Source organism: Nitrospira sp. CR1.1, from assembly GCA_014055465.1.
Taxonomy (GTDB): Bacteria; Nitrospirota; Nitrospiria; order Nitrospirales; family Nitrospiraceae; genus Nitrospira_A.
This window is the reverse complement of sequence record WIAF01000002.1, coordinates 373,384-389,192: the sequence shown is the minus strand read 5'-3', so window position 1 is coordinate 389,192 and position 15,809 is coordinate 373,384. Positions and strand designations below refer to the sequence as shown.

General features: G+C 60.5%; 12 protein-coding genes. 3 read left to right on the top strand and 9 right to left on the bottom strand.

Features of this window, described 5'->3' with window-relative positions; genetic code table 11:
- The 4 genes from GDA65_06400 to GDA65_06385 all read right to left on the bottom strand — a co-directional run bounded on the left by GDA65_06400 (nucleotide 1) and on the right by GDA65_06385 (nucleotide 4,814).
- Nucleotides 1-1,149 (bottom strand): hypothetical protein, encoded by a 1,149-nt coding sequence (locus GDA65_06400; GenBank protein MBA5862320.1) that lies wholly within the window; start codon nucleotides 1,147-1,149, stop codon nucleotides 1-3.
- Nucleotides 1,150-1,164: 15 nt separating this feature from the next.
- Nucleotides 1,165-2,901, bottom strand: a complete 1,737-nt coding sequence (locus tag GDA65_06395; GenBank protein MBA5862319.1) for a PAS domain S-box protein — start codon at nucleotides 2,899-2,901, stop codon at nucleotides 1,165-1,167.
- A 192-nt stretch (nucleotides 2,902-3,093) separates the two neighbouring features.
- Nucleotides 3,094-3,795 (bottom strand): hypothetical protein, encoded by a 702-nt coding sequence (locus GDA65_06390; GenBank protein MBA5862318.1) that lies wholly within the window; start codon nucleotides 3,793-3,795, stop codon nucleotides 3,094-3,096.
- On the bottom strand, nucleotides 3,792-4,814 hold the full coding sequence (locus GDA65_06385; protein ID MBA5862317.1) for a hypothetical protein: 1,023 nt from the start codon (nucleotides 4,812-4,814) through the stop codon (nucleotides 3,792-3,794). The genes GDA65_06390 and GDA65_06385 overlap by 4 nt, the downstream gene beginning before the upstream one ends.
- Before the next feature lie 261 nt (nucleotides 4,815-5,075).
- On the opposite strand from GDA65_06385, the gene folD reads away from it, so the two are divergent.
- From folD to panB, 3 genes are all read left to right on the top strand, one after another.
- Nucleotides 5,076-5,936, top strand: a complete 861-nt coding sequence (gene folD, locus GDA65_06380) for a bifunctional methylenetetrahydrofolate dehydrogenase/methenyltetrahydrofolate cyclohydrolase FolD (protein MBA5862316.1) — start codon at nucleotides 5,076-5,078, stop codon at nucleotides 5,934-5,936.
- Nucleotides 5,937-6,080: 144 nt separating this feature from the next.
- Complete coding sequence (locus GDA65_06375) at nucleotides 6,081-6,971, top strand: 5,10-methylenetetrahydrofolate reductase (GenBank protein MBA5862315.1); 891 nt, start codon at nucleotides 6,081-6,083, stop codon at nucleotides 6,969-6,971.
- Nucleotides 6,971-7,759 (top strand): 3-methyl-2-oxobutanoate hydroxymethyltransferase, encoded by a 789-nt coding sequence (gene panB, locus GDA65_06370; GenBank protein ID MBA5862314.1) that lies wholly within the window; start codon nucleotides 6,971-6,973, stop codon nucleotides 7,757-7,759. Before GDA65_06375 ends, panB begins: the two co-directional genes overlap by 1 nt.
- Here panB and GDA65_06365 read toward each other — a convergent pair.
- The 5 genes from GDA65_06365 to GDA65_06345 form a co-directional block, all read right to left on the bottom strand.
- The gene (locus GDA65_06365; GenBank protein MBA5862313.1) at nucleotides 7,756-8,151 is read right to left on the bottom strand and encodes a DUF309 domain-containing protein; all 396 of its coding nucleotides are present in this window, start codon (nucleotides 8,149-8,151) and stop codon (nucleotides 7,756-7,758) included. The genes panB and GDA65_06365 overlap by 4 nt on opposite strands.
- 157 nt (nucleotides 8,152-8,308) lie before the next feature.
- Nucleotides 8,309-9,127 carry a symmetrical bis(5'-nucleosyl)-tetraphosphatase gene (locus GDA65_06360; GenBank protein MBA5862312.1) on the bottom strand — a complete coding sequence of 273 codons (819 nt, stop codon included), beginning with the start codon at nucleotides 9,125-9,127 and terminating at the stop codon, nucleotides 8,309-8,311.
- Nucleotides 9,128-9,193: 66 nt separating this feature from the next.
- Nucleotides 9,194-12,139 (bottom strand): response regulator, encoded by a 2,946-nt coding sequence (locus tag GDA65_06355; GenBank protein MBA5862311.1) that lies wholly within the window; start codon nucleotides 12,137-12,139, stop codon nucleotides 9,194-9,196.
- Nucleotides 12,136-15,075 (bottom strand): response regulator, encoded by a 2,940-nt coding sequence (locus GDA65_06350; protein MBA5862310.1) that lies wholly within the window; start codon nucleotides 15,073-15,075, stop codon nucleotides 12,136-12,138. The genes GDA65_06355 and GDA65_06350 overlap by 4 nt, the downstream gene beginning before the upstream one ends.
- On the bottom strand, nucleotides 15,053-15,772 hold the full coding sequence (locus GDA65_06345; GenBank protein ID MBA5862309.1) for a hypothetical protein: 720 nt from the start codon (nucleotides 15,770-15,772) through the stop codon (nucleotides 15,053-15,055). Before GDA65_06345 ends, GDA65_06350 begins: the two co-directional genes overlap by 23 nt.
- Nucleotides 15,773-15,809 lie beyond the last annotated feature (37 nt).

The window sequence follows — 15,809 nt, the reverse complement described above, 5'->3', positions numbered from 1 at the left end:
TTAGAATTCGGTAATCGTCGTCAACGTCATGGTTTGGTTGTGGAGATCGCAGGCTCCGCTGTCATAGGGAGAGATTTCCCCATATGAATAAAAGCCGACTTGGCGGCTGCCGTCCGGCAGAATGTCCAATGTCGCTTCAATCTCTTCTTCCGTTCGTTCTCCGAGGACCAAGCGTCGCCCGACACAACTGATGGCGATCGAGAGCGTGGGAGAGGGGCTGGCTGCACGTGCCGGATCCTTGAGGGTCAGGGTTGCCGCTTCGGAGGCGCCTTGAATCAAGCGGTCAAAGTTGGCGCGCATCAATTGAGCGAGAACGCCCTCCGGAAGATCGCCCGCGAAGGTCATGGATTGAGCGGCTTCATCGACAGCCAGGATGGTGCGAACCAGGACTTTCCCGTCGGTGTTCGAGCCTCTGATCGCGAGAGGGAAGAGCAGGCCTGTGGCCGGGAGCCCGGCGGCGCGGTCACCGAGATACTCTTTGTAGAGTTGCAGCGCCGGGCGCCCATCCAGTTCGTACAGAATGTTCCCGTCGGATTTGGTCACCCGGCGCTCAGGACCGAACTTATCCCATCCTCCCTTTGAGCCGTGGCCCAACCGGACATGGCTGCCATAGAAGCCAATGGCGGTCACATAACCGCTTTGAGGCGCACGGTCTTTTATGACCCATGTTCGCTTGAAGTCGGTGCCGTCGCCGGCCAGACCGCCGGTCACGACGACGGCGCCTCCCAATGTGTCGTTCAGTCCCTTCACAAGCTCGCTGCCGTTGACATTCAATCCGTCAGACAGCACGAGCAGACCTCGAAGCTCCGGCTGTTGAAGGCGGGCGGCAATGGCGCGTCCTGCAGCGTATGAGTCTTTAGGGGAGTGAACCGCCGCGCAGGTGGTGAGGAGAGGCGTCTTCTCGAAGCGCACCACAGCAACGACGAGGCTGTCATCCGAGATTTCACAGCCATGAATTTCTCCGGCCGTGGAGCAGCCCATCACGTGACTTCGAGGGCAGGCGTTCATCACCTGCTGGATGAGGTCCTGACGGTCAATCAAGCGTGAGCCTCCGAACAACAACAGGAGGCTGGTCTCCGAGTCGAGGGCGGCCAGTTCAGCAGGAATTCCGGAGGGGCCGGTTTTGAGACAGGTGGTCGCGACTTGCATGGGGTCGTCTCCTTGTTAACAGTGTGGGTGCTGCAGCGTCTCCGTGGATGGGGTGGCTTGGTCCGAGGCCGTGACTCGTGATGTGGTGGCACACGCGGAGATCGTAAACCAGAAGGTGGAGCCCTCCCCGGGCACACTGGAGAGCCCCAGGTGGCCGCCCATCATGCCGACTAATTGCTTCACGATAGCCAGGCCAAGCCCGGTCCCGCCGTATTTTCTCGTGGTTGACCCGTCGGCCTGCGAAAAGGAGTCGAAGATTCGATCCTGCGCGTCGCGCGGAATGCCGATCCCTGTATCGGACACGTCGATGCGCACATGTTCCGAGTGGCCGTCATCCATGGCTGCTGAAATGGCAATACGCCCGGTCGTCGTGAATTTGAGGGCATTGCTGATGAGGTTCGTCAGGATCTGACGGAGTCGGTGCGGGTCTCCGTAGAAGGTGACGGGGATGTCTGGCGCAATGGTCAGGGTGAGCGTCAGCCCTTTTTTCACCGCCTGTTCGTGAAAGAGCGTTGAGGTTTCCGTCAGGAGCTGCCGCAGGTCATAGGGGATGTGTTCCAGGACTAAGCGGCCGGCTTCGATCTTCGAGAAATCCAGGATGTCGTTGATGAGGTGCAGGAGGTTGGTTCCGGACGTGTGCGCGGTGTGGGCATATCGCCGTTGTCTCTCGTTGAGCGGGGTCGTAAGCAATAACTCCGTCATGCCGAGCACACCGTTCATCGGGGTTCTGATTTCGTGACTCATGTTGGCCAGAAATTGGGACTTGGCCTGACTGGCCGCTTCGGCGGCGTCTTTTGCCCGGCGAAGGGCTTCCTCCTGCTGCTTGCGTTCGGAAATGTTCTGAATGAAGGTGGTGAACTGCTGGGTCCTCCCGATGGCCAGGCAGCTTGTGGCGATTTCGACAGGAAACTCCGCGCCGGACCCCGACCGGCCGACACTCTCCACGCGGCGGTTGAGAATGGCTCCGGGGACGAGTCCTGGGAGCACCCCTCCGGCATCGGCCGCGGATGTAGAATGGGCAGTGGAGAGATAGGTTGTCAGGGGTTTTCCGATAGCCTCGGTGCGGGGAACATCAAACATGAATTCCGCCTGGGTGTTCCAGTCGGTGATGACTCCCGAGGCGTCCGTTGTGACCACGGCGTCAAGAGCAGTTTCGATGATCATCCGGGTGCGGGTCTCACTCTGCAGAGCTTCCTCGCGGGCAAGCTCATTCACTCGCCAAAAATAGAGCAGGGCCGCGCATTGAGCCAGAATGAAGCTGCCGTGAACCAGTGCCCAGGTCCATGGGTGCGCCTGCCCTTCGGCATGGACGTACACCATGCGGGGCATCAGGGTGCCTATGATCCCGTGATCGATGACGATGAACTGCAGTCCAACCAGAAACGGGAGCCAATCCTGGTACAGCACGATCACGGACATCATGACGAAGAAATGAAAGTGCAGTTCGATTCGTCCTTCGGAGAGATGCACCAGAAGCGCCGAGGCCGTCAGTAACCCATAGGTTGCAATGGCGCCTTGAAGCCGCCGGCTAATGGCGGGAAGTTGCGCGGCGATGGCGATGGCTCCAAGGAGGGCTCCACCACCGAGATAGAGGCCACGCCCTGCGCCCATATAGGCGCCGTACAGGGGAACACCCAGTACGTGCAACCAGAGGATGTACAGAATCCCCCGGTGACGGACGGCCCAGGCCGACGCGTCCAGCGCATCTCCCTTGGGCAAAGCAGCTGAGAGATTACTGAGAAAAGAGTACATAGATTTTCAACGAGTTACGCCTGCGGTCCTGATGGCCTTCTTACGAAGGTGTAAGTTCTGACCCGCCTGTATCGGCAGAAATGCGGGGTAACTAAAGAGAAAACGGCTGAAGAGAAAAACGAAACCTAACGGTAGACAGTCTGGTGAACGGGGGATTGGAACTCTCTCGTTGTTGTGCGCAGCGGGGGGTGCTCAGTGGTGGTGATGATGGCACTCGGGGCCATGGACATGGGGTGGCGGTTCCTGGGGCGGTGGAGTCAGTTGGCCGGGCAGCACAATTCGGCCGGCTTCATGCTGCTTGGTCAGGTGTTCTGCAATCTCGGGGTGGAATGTTTTCACATAGCCGATCATGCCGAGGAGAAAGCGGCGTGATTGGAAGCCCTGTCCGGAAAATTCCGTCAGGATCGCCAATGCGCGATCGAGAATTTCGGGGGCCGTGCCGGCGTCGGCAATCTGCTGGGGCTGCTGCTTCACGAACGTGTCATATTCTTTCTTGAGCCGTTCGGCAAAGACCGGCATCGGAGCGGCCGGTACGTGGAGAGGGCTGAGGGTACGGCGCAATGCTTGGATGGCCGCAAAGACTTCGGCATCCTGCCCGTCCCGCCGGTCATGGAAATAGCCGAACGTGACGACTTCGATCAGGTTGAACAACGCCGCCGCTTTCTCGCCTCCCGCCACGCTGAGCTGGCGGTAAAGTTCACGCCGGACCGGGGCAAACTGTTCGCCCAGCCGTTTCTGTTGATAGTCGCTTCCGGTATCGAGATACTCGCAGTCAGGCGGGCAGGAAATACGTGCCAGGCGGTGTTCTCCGCAGCATTGGCTGCAGATCAGGCCGGTGAGGGCGGGACAGGAGCGTTTCCCTTTGCGCTGCGTGCAATAGACACATTGGCTCATTTGCGGGAGGCTCCTTCTTTCTCAGACTTTTTCGGCTCAATGAACCCGTAGTCGGCCAGCGTGCGTTTCGCGCGGTCGCCCGACGTCACGGTGGGAGATTCCAGGCCGTTGACTTCGGCCGCATTCGAGTCCTGGTAGGGGACGAGAATCAGGTGATTCACGCGGTCGATGCCAAGATCCGATGGCCCAGGCAGATATTCCGCGATGACTTGAAATTTATTGTTCGGCAGCATCCGCCAGATTTTCCCCTTCGTCAGGTCCGAGACATACATGCTGCCCCACCGGTCGAAATCGACGCCGCTGAGGTTTTGGAATCGCCCGGTAAAGAATCCGTTGGAGGCCAGTTCGGTGAGGGTGCCTTCCGGAGTTATATCGAAGATTTTTCCGGAATCATAACTCACCACGACGATATGTCCGGTTTTGGGATGGACCGCAACTCCTGACGGGCCGGCTAAGTGGACCCCTGAAACATAGAGAGACAGGGTCAACGGCTGAGTCAGATCCACGCGATAGATCGCATTGCCCCCCTGATCGGCAAGATACAGATGCCCGTGCCCATCGGCAGCCACGTCCACGAGCGATTGAGCGGCCTTGCCGTTGGCGGGCCGGGGGAGCACGACTGTGGCGAGAGGTTTTCCCGTGTTTTTGTCGAAGGCGCGCAGGGTGTCGACATCCGTGACGTACAAGACTTGATCGACGATGGCCATGCCTTTGGGCGCATGGAGCGTGACATCCCCTCGGCCGCCTTCGATGAACTTGAAGGCCGTAATGCGGCCGTCGTCGCTCAGCTTGGTAATGAACCCGTTGTTATCCAGGGCGTTGGTGTCCCCGTTGATGTTCGAAATGAAATAGGACCTCGATGGAGGGTCGGCCAGGAAGCTGTGCGGCGATTCTAATCCGCTCACTTGCAGGGCCCAGGCCCAGGAGGAGGCGAGCAACAGTCCCATGGTGCCCGCAAGAGCCAGTCCACGATTGTGACGGCGTCTCGGCCGTTCGGGGAAGACGGAAAAGATGGTCATGGGAATCATCAACGAAGATGTCGCACAGATTGTCCTGGTGCATCGTAGCCAAGGGTCTCGGAGACTGTCAAGGAAGCTGAGGAATCGCGAATGAAATGCGGCGGGGAGGCTGGCAGGACAAGCGGCCTGATGACCCCGCGAGGACCCTGTTGGGGCGGGGGCTTCCGTCAAGTGTCTCGCCGCCTCCAGCGTTGACTTGTTGAAAAATTGCCTGCTATGGTGCCCTCACTTTTCGCTTCTATTCAGGCCAGGGAGGATATTGTGGCGGCACGAATTATCGATGGGAAAGCATTGGCACAGCAGGTGCGTGACCGGCTGGCGGTTGAATCGGCGGCGGTCCTGGCAAAGACCGGGGTGAAGCCGGGCCTGGCCACGATCCTCGTGGGTGACGATCCTGCATCGCACCAGTATGTGAAGAGCAAGCAGAAGGCCTGCGATGCGGCGGGCATTTATATCGACGATTATAAACTGCCTGCCACGACCACGCAGGCGGATTTGTTGGCGTTAATCGAGAAGAAGAATGCGGATCCCAAGGTTCATGGAATTCTGGTGCAGTTGCCGCTGCCCAAGCACATCGAGAGCCGGGTGGTGCTGGAAGCGGTGTCGCCGGTCAAGGATGCGGATGGGTTCCACCCATACAATTTCGGCCGGTTGGTCGAGGGGAATCCGGTAGTTGAAGCCTGTACGCCGAAGGGCGTGATCAAGATGATCGAGTCCACGGGCGTCGGTATTGAAGGCAAACGCGCAGTGGTGTTGGGGCGCAGCAATATTGTGGGGAAGCCGTTGGCGCTCATGCTGTTGCAGCGAAACGCGACCGTCACGATCTGCCATTCCAAGACCAAGGATCTTGCGGCGGTTTGTCGAGAGGCCGAGTTGCTGTTGGTGGCGATCGGAAAGGCGAAGTTCGTAACGGCAGATATGGTTCGAGAGGGTGCGGTGGTCATCGATGTCGGCACCAATCGGTGGACTGACGGGAAGCTCTGCGGCGATGTGGATTATGAACCGGTCAGCCAGAAAGCCGGATGGATCAGCCCGGTGCCGGGTGGCGTGGGGCCGATGACGATTGCGATGTTACTCGACAATACCGTTGAATCTGCTAAGAGAATGGCAGGGATGAAGTAACAGCGGCCAAGCGGCATCCTCCTGTTGCTCGCGCAACGCGCGGCCTCCGAAGGCCCTCGTTGGACGCGCGCAGTCAGGAGCACGCCGCCTGACCGCTGCAATTCATAGGGGGTGGGAGAGGATGGACAGAAATAGGAGACTCGTATGAGCCGGGAGCCGCGGCGACTCAAGGATGTGCTGGCGCAGGGGCAGTTTGCCGTGACGGTGGAGTATAACCCGCCGAAGGGTACGAACTTGACCCATGTGGTCGAGAGCGCAAAGTCGCTGGTCGGCCGCGTGCATGGGGTCAATGTCACGGACAATACCGCGGCGATCGTGCGGGCCGGGTCTCTGCCGGTGTGCCGGGTCTTGTATGAACTGGGTCATGATCCGGTCATGCAGTTGACCTGTCGCGATCGCAACCGCATCGCCATGCAGTCGGACCTCATGGGCGCACATATGCTGGGCATCCGGAACATTCTCTGTCTGACCGGGGACTATCCCACCGTAGGAGACCATAAGGATGCCAAACCGGTGTACGACCTGGATTCCGTGCAAGTCATGCAATTGGTGACCGGATTGAACAATGGCAAGGACTATGCGGGCAACAAGCTCGACGGATCCACCGACTTCACGATCGGCGGCGCCGTCACGCCGGAAGCGGATCCGCTGGGGCCGATGCTGGTGAAGTTTGAGGTAAAGGTGCGCGCGGGCGCGCAGTTTTTCCAGACTCAGGCGATTTATCAGCCGGAACAGTTCAAGACGTTCATGGAGGCGGTGCGTCCGTTCAAGGTGAAGGTGCTTGCGGGCATTCTGCTGCTGCGCAATGCCAAAATGGCCGAATTCATGAACGCCAATATCCCCGGCGTGTGTGTGCCCCAGGACATGATCGACGAAATGCGTGCCGCCGGTGATAAGCGCGCGCTTGATGCGGGCGTAGAGATTGCGGTGCGGACGATCAAGGCGGTACGTCCCTACTGCGACGGAGTCCACATCATGGCCATCAAATCCACGGAACGGTTGCCGGAAATTCTCACGAAAGCCGAGCTGGGCTGATGACGGTCCCTGACTTGCAGAAGTGCAAGCGCGACGGACGCAAGATCACGGTCGTGACGGCCTATGACGCGCTCTTCGCGCGTATCGTGGAGCAGGCAGGGATCGACGTCATTCTGGTGGGCGATTCGCTTGGAGTTGTGGTGCAGGGAAAGTCCACTACGCTCTCGGTGACGATGGAGGAGATGATCTACCACACCAGATTGGTCGCCGGAGCAGTGCAGCGCTCGTTGGTGATCGGAGATATGCCCTTTCTGTCCTATCAGGTGAGCCGGGAAGAAGCCGTTCGTAACGCCGGGCGGTTCCTCCAGGTCGGGGCCCACGCCGTGAAAGTCGAAGGGGGCGCGGCCATGGCTGATCGCGTGGCGGCGATGACGAGTATCGGGATTCCGGTGATCGGCCATCTCGGCATGACTCCGCAATCGGTTCAGCAATATGGCGGCTACAGGGTTCAGGGAAAAGGGCGGGATCGGGCGCAGTACCTGCTCGATGATGCCCAGGCCTTAGCGGCTGCCGGTGCGTCCGCGATCGTGTTGGAGGCGATTCCCGCAGGTGTGGCGAAGGCGGTGAGCGAGGCGGTGACCATTCCGACGATCGGTATCGGCGCCGGCCCGCATTGTGACGGGCAGGTGCTGGTGATCTACGATCTCTTGGGCTTGTTCGATGAGTTTGTGCCGAAGTTCGTGAAGCCCTATGGCCACCTGAAGGCGGATGCGATCCACGCGCTACGCCGCTATAAAGATGAAGTCGAACAGGGCGCCTTCCCTTCCGATTCGGAAAGCTACCACTAACTACCCGAACGCCCCTCCGCCTTTAGCGATTCCGGCACGCGAGGCGTCTCGACAGCCCCCGGCAGCTCCAGCCGTATTCTGACGATCGGTTCACGTCCATTCAGCCACTGCGTGAGGTCCAGGGCGAACGCGGAGGTGTTCATCCCCATGTAGTGACTGGGGGTCTGCCGCAATCGGGCAAGGCCGCTGGCCACAAGTTTGCGGGCGGCCGGTTCATTCCCCAGCTCGCGCTTGAGATTGGCGGCGGCGCACTGAATCAGCGCCTGAAAGAAATTCCCAGCCGGCGTACTGCGTCCGTAGGCATGCCAGAATCCCTCGAAGACTTCGTGCGCTTCCCACCAGTAGGTCCCGTTATAGAGATCGATGCCATACAGATACTCCTCGGAGGTCATCCATTGTCCAGGTTCGAATGGGCGCGGGCGAGGTTCAGGTTGTTCGAAGGAATGGCCCAGTGAATCGCGACGAGGATGGGGGGTCTGTCCCGGAAGAAACCGGTAAGGAGGAAATAGGCTGTTGGTGTACCGTGGCCAATCGGGCACGGTTGCCCGGTCACCTTCCGCCACGTGTCTCCTCGCAGCGGACCTGAAACACTTTCCGGTCTTCCAGGCGCACCGCCGTCAGCTGTCTCCCGTACACGCAACCGCTATCCAGTGCCAATAGGTTCGGTGTGAGCCGTAAGCCCATGGCTGCCCAGTGTCCGAAGACGATCGTGGCCGTCGCACTACGCCGGCCGGGCGCGTCGAACCAGGGTTGAAACCCCTCCGGGGTCCGATCCGGAGGTCCCGTAAAGGATGATTCCATGATGCCTTCCTGCGAGCAGGCTCTCAATCGGGTCAGCACCTTGATGATGGTGGCCAGACGAATCGGGCCTGTCAGGTCCGGTCGCCATTGCAAAGGGCCGCTCGGATGGAGCGCTTGCAAGGTCGTCATGAACTGATCCCCCCGTATCGCTGTCTGAGCCTCACCGGCCAGCTCCTCGGCCTGTTCCACCGTCCAGCCAGGCAGAAGCCCCGCATGGACCAGCAGAACGTCGCCCTCACGATACAGCAGCGGTTGTTGCCGTAACCACGTCATCAGCCCGGGGGCGTCCGGCGCCTCGAGAATCGGTGTCAGGGTGTCACTGGGACGAAGAGGCGTCAGGCCCGCGGCAACGGCGAGGAGGAAGAGATCGTGATTCCCCAGGACCGCAATGGCGGCGGAGCCGAGTTTGCGAATGTAGCGCAGCACGTTGAGGGAGTCGGGGCCACGGTTGACGAGATCGCCGACAAACCAGAGGCGGTCCTGCTGCGGGTTGAATTGAATGGTCTTCGTGAGCTGGATGAGCGAGCTGAAGCAGCCTTGGACGTCGCCGATTGCATAGGTGGCCATGGATACGCCAAGACTAGCGCGGACCGGGCTCGTTCGCAAGTCACGAACGGATAGGCGAGCGATGAATCAGGCGGCAGTGCGCTGCAAGAGCTCGCTGGTCATGGCAGCGCAGGCGGCTTGATGGGCGTCCGTAAGTTGTGCCAGTAGACCGGCAGCACCTTCGAGGTGCGCGAGGCGTCCCAGGTTTTCGAGTTCTTTACAGTGGGCTGCCGTGGCCAAGGCCCCGAGTTGCGCGCTGCTGGATTTGAGCCGATGCGCCGCCTTGGCAAGGGCAACGGGGTCCTGCGCTCGGACTGCCGTGCGAATCTCCTCGACCAGGATCGGGGAATCGTTCAGATAGGCCGTCAGGACTCGCGCCAGGATATCGGGTCGTCCCGGCCGTTGAAGCGCCAGGATCGCGTCCCAGGCCGCCTTGTCGATCTCGGCAACGGAGGAAGAGGGTGGCTGGTCAGATGGTGCATGGTCCGGGCATGCCGGTGGGGACGAGGCAGGTTTGGTCGAGTCAACAGCCGTCGGTGATGTCAGCCATTGCGTCAGCATGTCGCTGAGCTGTGCCATGGTAAAGGGTTTCGCCAGGTAGTCGTCCATCCCGGCAGCCAGGCACCGGGTGCGATCACCTTCCATCGCATTCGCTGTGAGGGCAATAATGGGCACGTGGCGGTGATCTGCGGCTTCTCGTTCCTGCTGCCGAATCGCGGTGGTGGCGGTAAAGCCATCCATGTCCGGCATCTGACAATCCATCAGAATCAGGTCGAATCGTTCCTTCGCGACGGCTTCGACCGCAAGACGTCCGTTCTCGACGGCCTGCACAAAGTGCCCGAGCATGTCTAACATCCCGATGGCCACCTCCCGGTTGACGGGTGTGTCTTCGACGAGAAGCAGGCGGGCAGCTTTAAACGGGATCGGGCCAGTCGCTAAAGGCGGTGCCGGCGGAGGTTGAACAGGCGCATGATGCCTGGTTTGGAGCAGGCCGAGAAGGGCTTGGCGAAGCAGGGTGTTCCGGACGGGTTTGGTGACCCATGCGTCCAAGTGAGGCGTGCCTGGCGTACTGTCGTCATAGCCTACTGACGTGAGCATCAAGAGCGGCAAGCCGGTGAGTCGCGGATTGGCGCGAATCGCCCTGGCCAACTCCAGACCGTCCATGTCGGGCATATGCAGGTCCAGGATGACCAGGTCGAACGGGTGCGGCGAGTCGTGGCCGGTTCCGAGTAACACCAACGCCTCTTGTGCCGAAGCGGCTAAGGTCGAGAGCGCGCCCCAGCTGCGAAGCTGTCCATCCAGGATCTCGCGATTGGCGGCTGTGTCATCGACGACCAGGATTCGTTTCTTGATGAGCGCTCGCTCAGGGACCTGTTCCTGCCCTGGAGTCACCGCGGGCTGCCGCTCGAAGACCGCCGTAAACCAGAACGTGGAGCCCCGTCCTACCTGGCTCTCCACGCCTATCTGGCCTTGCATTAGCGCCACAAGTTCTTTGACGATCGTGAGGCCAAGCCCCGTCCCGCCGAAACGTCTGGTGGTGGTGCCGTCGGCTTGGGAGAAGGCCTCGAAGATGCGCTGATGGGCCTCAGCCGGAATGCCCACGCCGGAATCCTTGACTTCGAATCGGAGGGTGACGGTCGTCGGCGTTTCAGTCACCGCGGAGACGCGCACGTTGATCTCCCCGTTCGCCGTAAACTTTAAGGCGTTACTAGTCAAATTGAGCAACGCCTGGCGAAGGCGAATGGGGTCGCCGCGGAGGGCGCGCGTGAAGGGACCCAGCACCTGACAGGTCAGTTCTATGTGCTTCCGCTGGGCCGGGCCTGCAAAGAGCTCCACGGCGTTTTCGACGGTTTCCTGCACGTCGAAATCCAGTTGTTCCAGTTGGAGTTTGCCCGCTTCGATTTTGGAGAAGTCGAGAATATCGTTGATGATCGCGAGCAGCGCTTCGCCGGACTGTTGAATGGTCCGCGTCACATGGCGCTGGCGCGTGTCGAGAGTGGTCGAAAGCAAGAGCTCGGTCATGCCCAGGACGCCGTTCATCGGCGTCCGGATCTCATGGCTCATATTGGCGAGGAATTGCGACTTGGTGCGGTTGGCGGCTTCTGCCACCTCTTTCGCCAGCAATAATTCCTGCGCGGTCCGTTTGAGCGGGGTGACGTCGGAAGCGACCCCGAGGTAGCCCGTGATCTCGCCGTCGGCGTCCCGCATTGCCGTGACATTCAGGAGGACCGTTCTTCTCGTACCATCCTTGCGAATGTACGTCCACTCATGTTCATTGGGGAGGTTGCGCCGGCACTTTTCAATGAAGACGTCGAATCCGGGCGCGATGGTGCTGCCGAATTCGTCGGAGAGTTGTCTGGCCCGTGCTCCGACTTCTTCGGGATCGTGAAAGATGCCCGGGTGCTGGCGGCCGATCAGTTCGTCGGCGCTGTAGCCGAGGAGCGCTTCCGCTGCCGGATTGAAAAGTTGAATGATGCCGTCGGGTCGGCAGGAAATAATCGCGTAGCCGGCACTGTCCAGGATGGCTCGTTGAAACGTCGCATAGGCGCGTAGTTCGGTTTCGGCTCGGCGTTGCTCGGTAATGTCACGGACGGTCGCTTGTAGCCCCTCGACGCCTTGGAGGGTGATGCGGGTTAATTGAACGGTTGTCAAAAAATTCGGCCCGCCGACTTGTTTGTGCATCCATTCGAATAGGTGAAAGCCTTCCCGCATGGCCGCCTCAATGGCCTTGCGTGCCTTGACCATGGACAGTTCACCGTCCGGTTGATACTCGGGAGACACATCGCCGGGGCCCAGGGATGTGAAGTGGGCCTCGTCCCGTGCTCCGAACAGTGTGACCGTGGCTGGGTTGCAGGCGATGAAATTCCAGTCGGGCGGATAGAGGATCATGATCGCATCGCGCGACGACTCGAAGAGCCGCCGGTATTTTTCTTCACTCTCACGCAGATGCGACTCATGCTGCTGCCGCGCGATGGCCTGTTCGCTGTTGGCGGGGGGGTGGGCCGGTCTGCTCTGCTCATTCGGCTCCGTCATGCTGCGGACCGTCCTGTTCGGTTGAGTTCTTCCTGCATGAGGGCACAGACGGCATGGTGTTCGGGACGCAGGCGTTGAAAGAGCGCGGGAAGCTCGCCGGTTTTGCCGGCGCGTCCGGCCGCCTCGACTTCCGCATACAGGCCGGCAAGACGGTGCGCGCCGAGTTGCGCGGAGGACGACTTCAGCGTATGGGCGACAATCGTGATGGCGTGGATGTCGCCGCTGGTCAGGTGTTGCTCGAGCTGAATCAGCTGCGCTTCGGCGTGGGGAAGGTACAGGGAGAGCGCCTTGTGCAGGAAATCTGGCTGTCCCGGTCGCTGGCGGGCGCGGATGGCCTGCCAGGCGTTGCGGTCTAGGTGGTTGTCGATTGCTGCCGGTCTGTGTTGCGCAGCAGGGGGACCGATCTCCGGGAGGATTTCGGCGCTCAGTGGCTGTGACGGAAGGGGGGCCGTGGTTGAGGCGGCCACGGCAGGGGTGGGAAGCCACCGTTGGAGTAAGGTCTTGAGCTGATTCACCGTGAAGGGCTTCGTCAGGTAGTCGTCCATGCCGGCGGCGAGGCACCGTTGGCGGTCACCTTCTAGCGCGTTCGCGGTCAGGGCAACGATGGCGGTGTGGCGTGGAGGCTCTTGTTGCCGTTCGTGTGTCCGGATGATGCCAGTGGCGGTCATGCCATCCATCTCAGGCATGTGGCAATCCATGAGAATCACATCAAATGAACCGTTCTCGGCCGCGGACACCGCTTCCTTGCCATTTTCCGCCACGGCGGTGGTGCAGCCCAGGAGTTCCAGCATGGTGCAGGCCACCTCGCGATTGACGGGATTGTCTTCGGCCACCAGGATGTGGCCGGCGAGCGTCTGCGTCTGACCCTGTGGTTGGACCATTGCCTGCGGCGCATCTTCCGGGGCTTTCCGGCAGACCCGTGTCAGGCAGTCTTTCAGCAACGATTGGTGGATCGGCTTCCTCAACCAGGCATCGAAGAGTGTCGGTGAAAGGCGAGGATCCTGGCCCGGATGACCGACGGAGCTCAAGGCCACCAACAGGAGGTCGCGAAGTGTGGGAGAGTTCCTGATGGTCTGGGCGAGATCGATGCCGTCCATGTCCGGCATATGAATATCCAGCACAGCCAGCCGAACTCTTGGATGCGAGAGCTCCTGCGCGTCGAGAAAGCGTAAGGCCTCTTGGGCGGAGTGCACCGAGTGCGTGATGGCGCCCCAGCTGGTCAGGTGGGCTTCGAGAATGTGCCGATTCGTCGGATTGTCATCGACGATCAGGATGGCCATGCCCGAAACCGTAGCCGGTTGGCTCTCTGCCGCGGTCCCGGTCGCTGCGACGGTTTCTAGTGCGACGGTGAACCAGAAGGTTGAGCCCTTTCCGGGAACGCTATCGACCCCCACCTCGCCCCCCATCAAGCGTGCCAATTGCTTGACGATCGCAAGGCCGAGTCCCGTGCCGCCAAACTGTCTGGTGGTGGACCCGTCCGCCTGGGAGAATGCTTGAAAGAGTCGCGCGCGTACGTTTTCGGAAATGCCGACGCCGGTGTCGCGAACGGCACACTTCAGCATCACGTTGGAAGAGTGTTGCGCCAAGAGAGAGAGGGTGACCGAGACCTCACCCGCGTGCGTAAACTTGATGGCGTTGCCGACCAGATTCAGCACAATTTGGCGGAGTCGCACAGGGTCGCCGACCAGGTTGTCCGGAATCTCTTCCGGCACGAAGCAGGTCAATTCCAGATGCTTGCGGTTCGCGGATTCTGCTAAGAGGTCGACGGCGTCCTCGATGGTGTGTCTCAGCCCGAATTCAATGCGTTCGAGGTGCAACTTCCCGGCTTCAATTTTTGAGAAATCGAGGATTTCGTTGATGATGTCCAGGAGACCGGTGCCTGATCGGTGAAGGGTTTCGGCCAGGGAACGCTGGTTGGGCGTCAGCGCCGTCGTGAGAAGCAGTTCGGCCATCCCCAACACGCCATTCATCGGGGTCCGGATCTCATGGCTCATGTTGGCGAGGAATTGAGATTTGGCCTGATTCGCTGTCTCGGCGGCCTCCTTTGCCTGACTCAATTCGGTCGTTCGTTCCTGTACCGCCTGTTCCAGGGACTGGGTGAACGACTGGAGGCGTTGCGCTTGGGCGGTGAGTAGGGTCGTGGTGGTTTCCACGAGGGACACCATCTGTTCGAGTTCACCCTCATGGGAGAGGGTGGCGGGGGCGTCAGAGGGTTGGGGCGCGTCAGGCGCGGGCGGTTCCTGCTCCGCAGGGTGGTGCAGAGTCTGCAGCGTGTCCTGCAGTTTTCCGGCGGTGTCTCGAAACAATGCCGACATGCGTCGGACCCCCAGCTGGCTCACGACAATCGTCATGGTCATCAGCAAGGCGGAGAACAGGAGCAACTGACGAAATTCTCGCGCCACTTCCTGCTTCATCGCCACGAGCGAGAACTCCAGTCGGACCCAGGCCGCAACAGTCTGTTCGTTTAACAATGGCGTGGCGATCACCAGCGTCGGCGTTCCGTCCGGCTGCAGGTCGTGAGCGACAGTTTCGACTTCCCTGGCTTGAGCCAGGGACAGCGTGGGATCCGTGAGCTGCTGACCGATTTCCCCGGGGTCGGTCGCCGCGACGATCATATTGTCAGGATCGATCAGGACGATACTGACGATGTCGGCGTCCTGGGCATAGCGAATTAGGGCCTCTTGAATGCGGAACAGATTGTCCAGAACCGCGGCCGCTCCCATCATGGCGAAAGTACGACTGATCGCGAGCGCACGGGCCTGTGCGACATCCTCGACGATGCGACGGATTTCAATCAGTCGCACCGTCGCAAAGATGGTCATGCCAAGGGTGATCATCACCGCCATCCCGACGCTGAGCCGGAGCCGGAGACTTCCGTGCCACATGGCTCGTGGCCCGCTGAGCCACGGCCGATTATTTTTTTCTGGCGTCAGCATGATTCGGATATTCGAGCGTGATGCTGGTTTCTCCTTGCGCCGGAATGGTCACCGATTGTTGGAATGTGCCCAATGTGTGATGCCAAATAGTCACCTGATGTTCGCCTGCGGGAAGATTGGGGATCCGGAACGCGCCGGTCTCGTCCGTCACACTGAAGAAAGGGTGTGCGAAGGCGAGCAGGTGCGCCTGCATGAATTTGTGCGCGTCGCATTTGACCGTATAGATCCCCGGCTGTTTAAGGGGCTTTCCGACCGGTCGGCTTGAAGGGAGCATCGCAACATTCACGAAGGTGCGCGGCCCCATCGAGATGTGCGTGTTATGCATGACCGGGTCGTCGTTGCGGATTTCCACCTGTTGGCCCACCATGCCGGCGGCTATGCGCGGGGCGAAGGTGCACCGGGTATTTGTCAAGACGAGTGGTGGAAGGGAAGAATCGGATACGGGCAGTGGGACCCCGTCGATGCTCACGACCGCGCCTTCCAGGCCGCGCGGTTTTGGGTGAATCCCGACACTCTTGATGGTGACCATCGTTCCACAGAAGGCCGAATCACGGGCCACCTCGACCACCCGGTCGGGGATCGCCGGGCCGACATAGAGGACCTGACCGGCCAGTGCGCCGGTGGGTGGTTCCGCGTGCACGAGCGGGGTTGCCTGAACAGCCAACACCAACGTTGCAAGGATCAGGGTGGCCTTCATAGAGTAGGTTCTTCTTTCCGGGCAGTCTGCGCTGCGT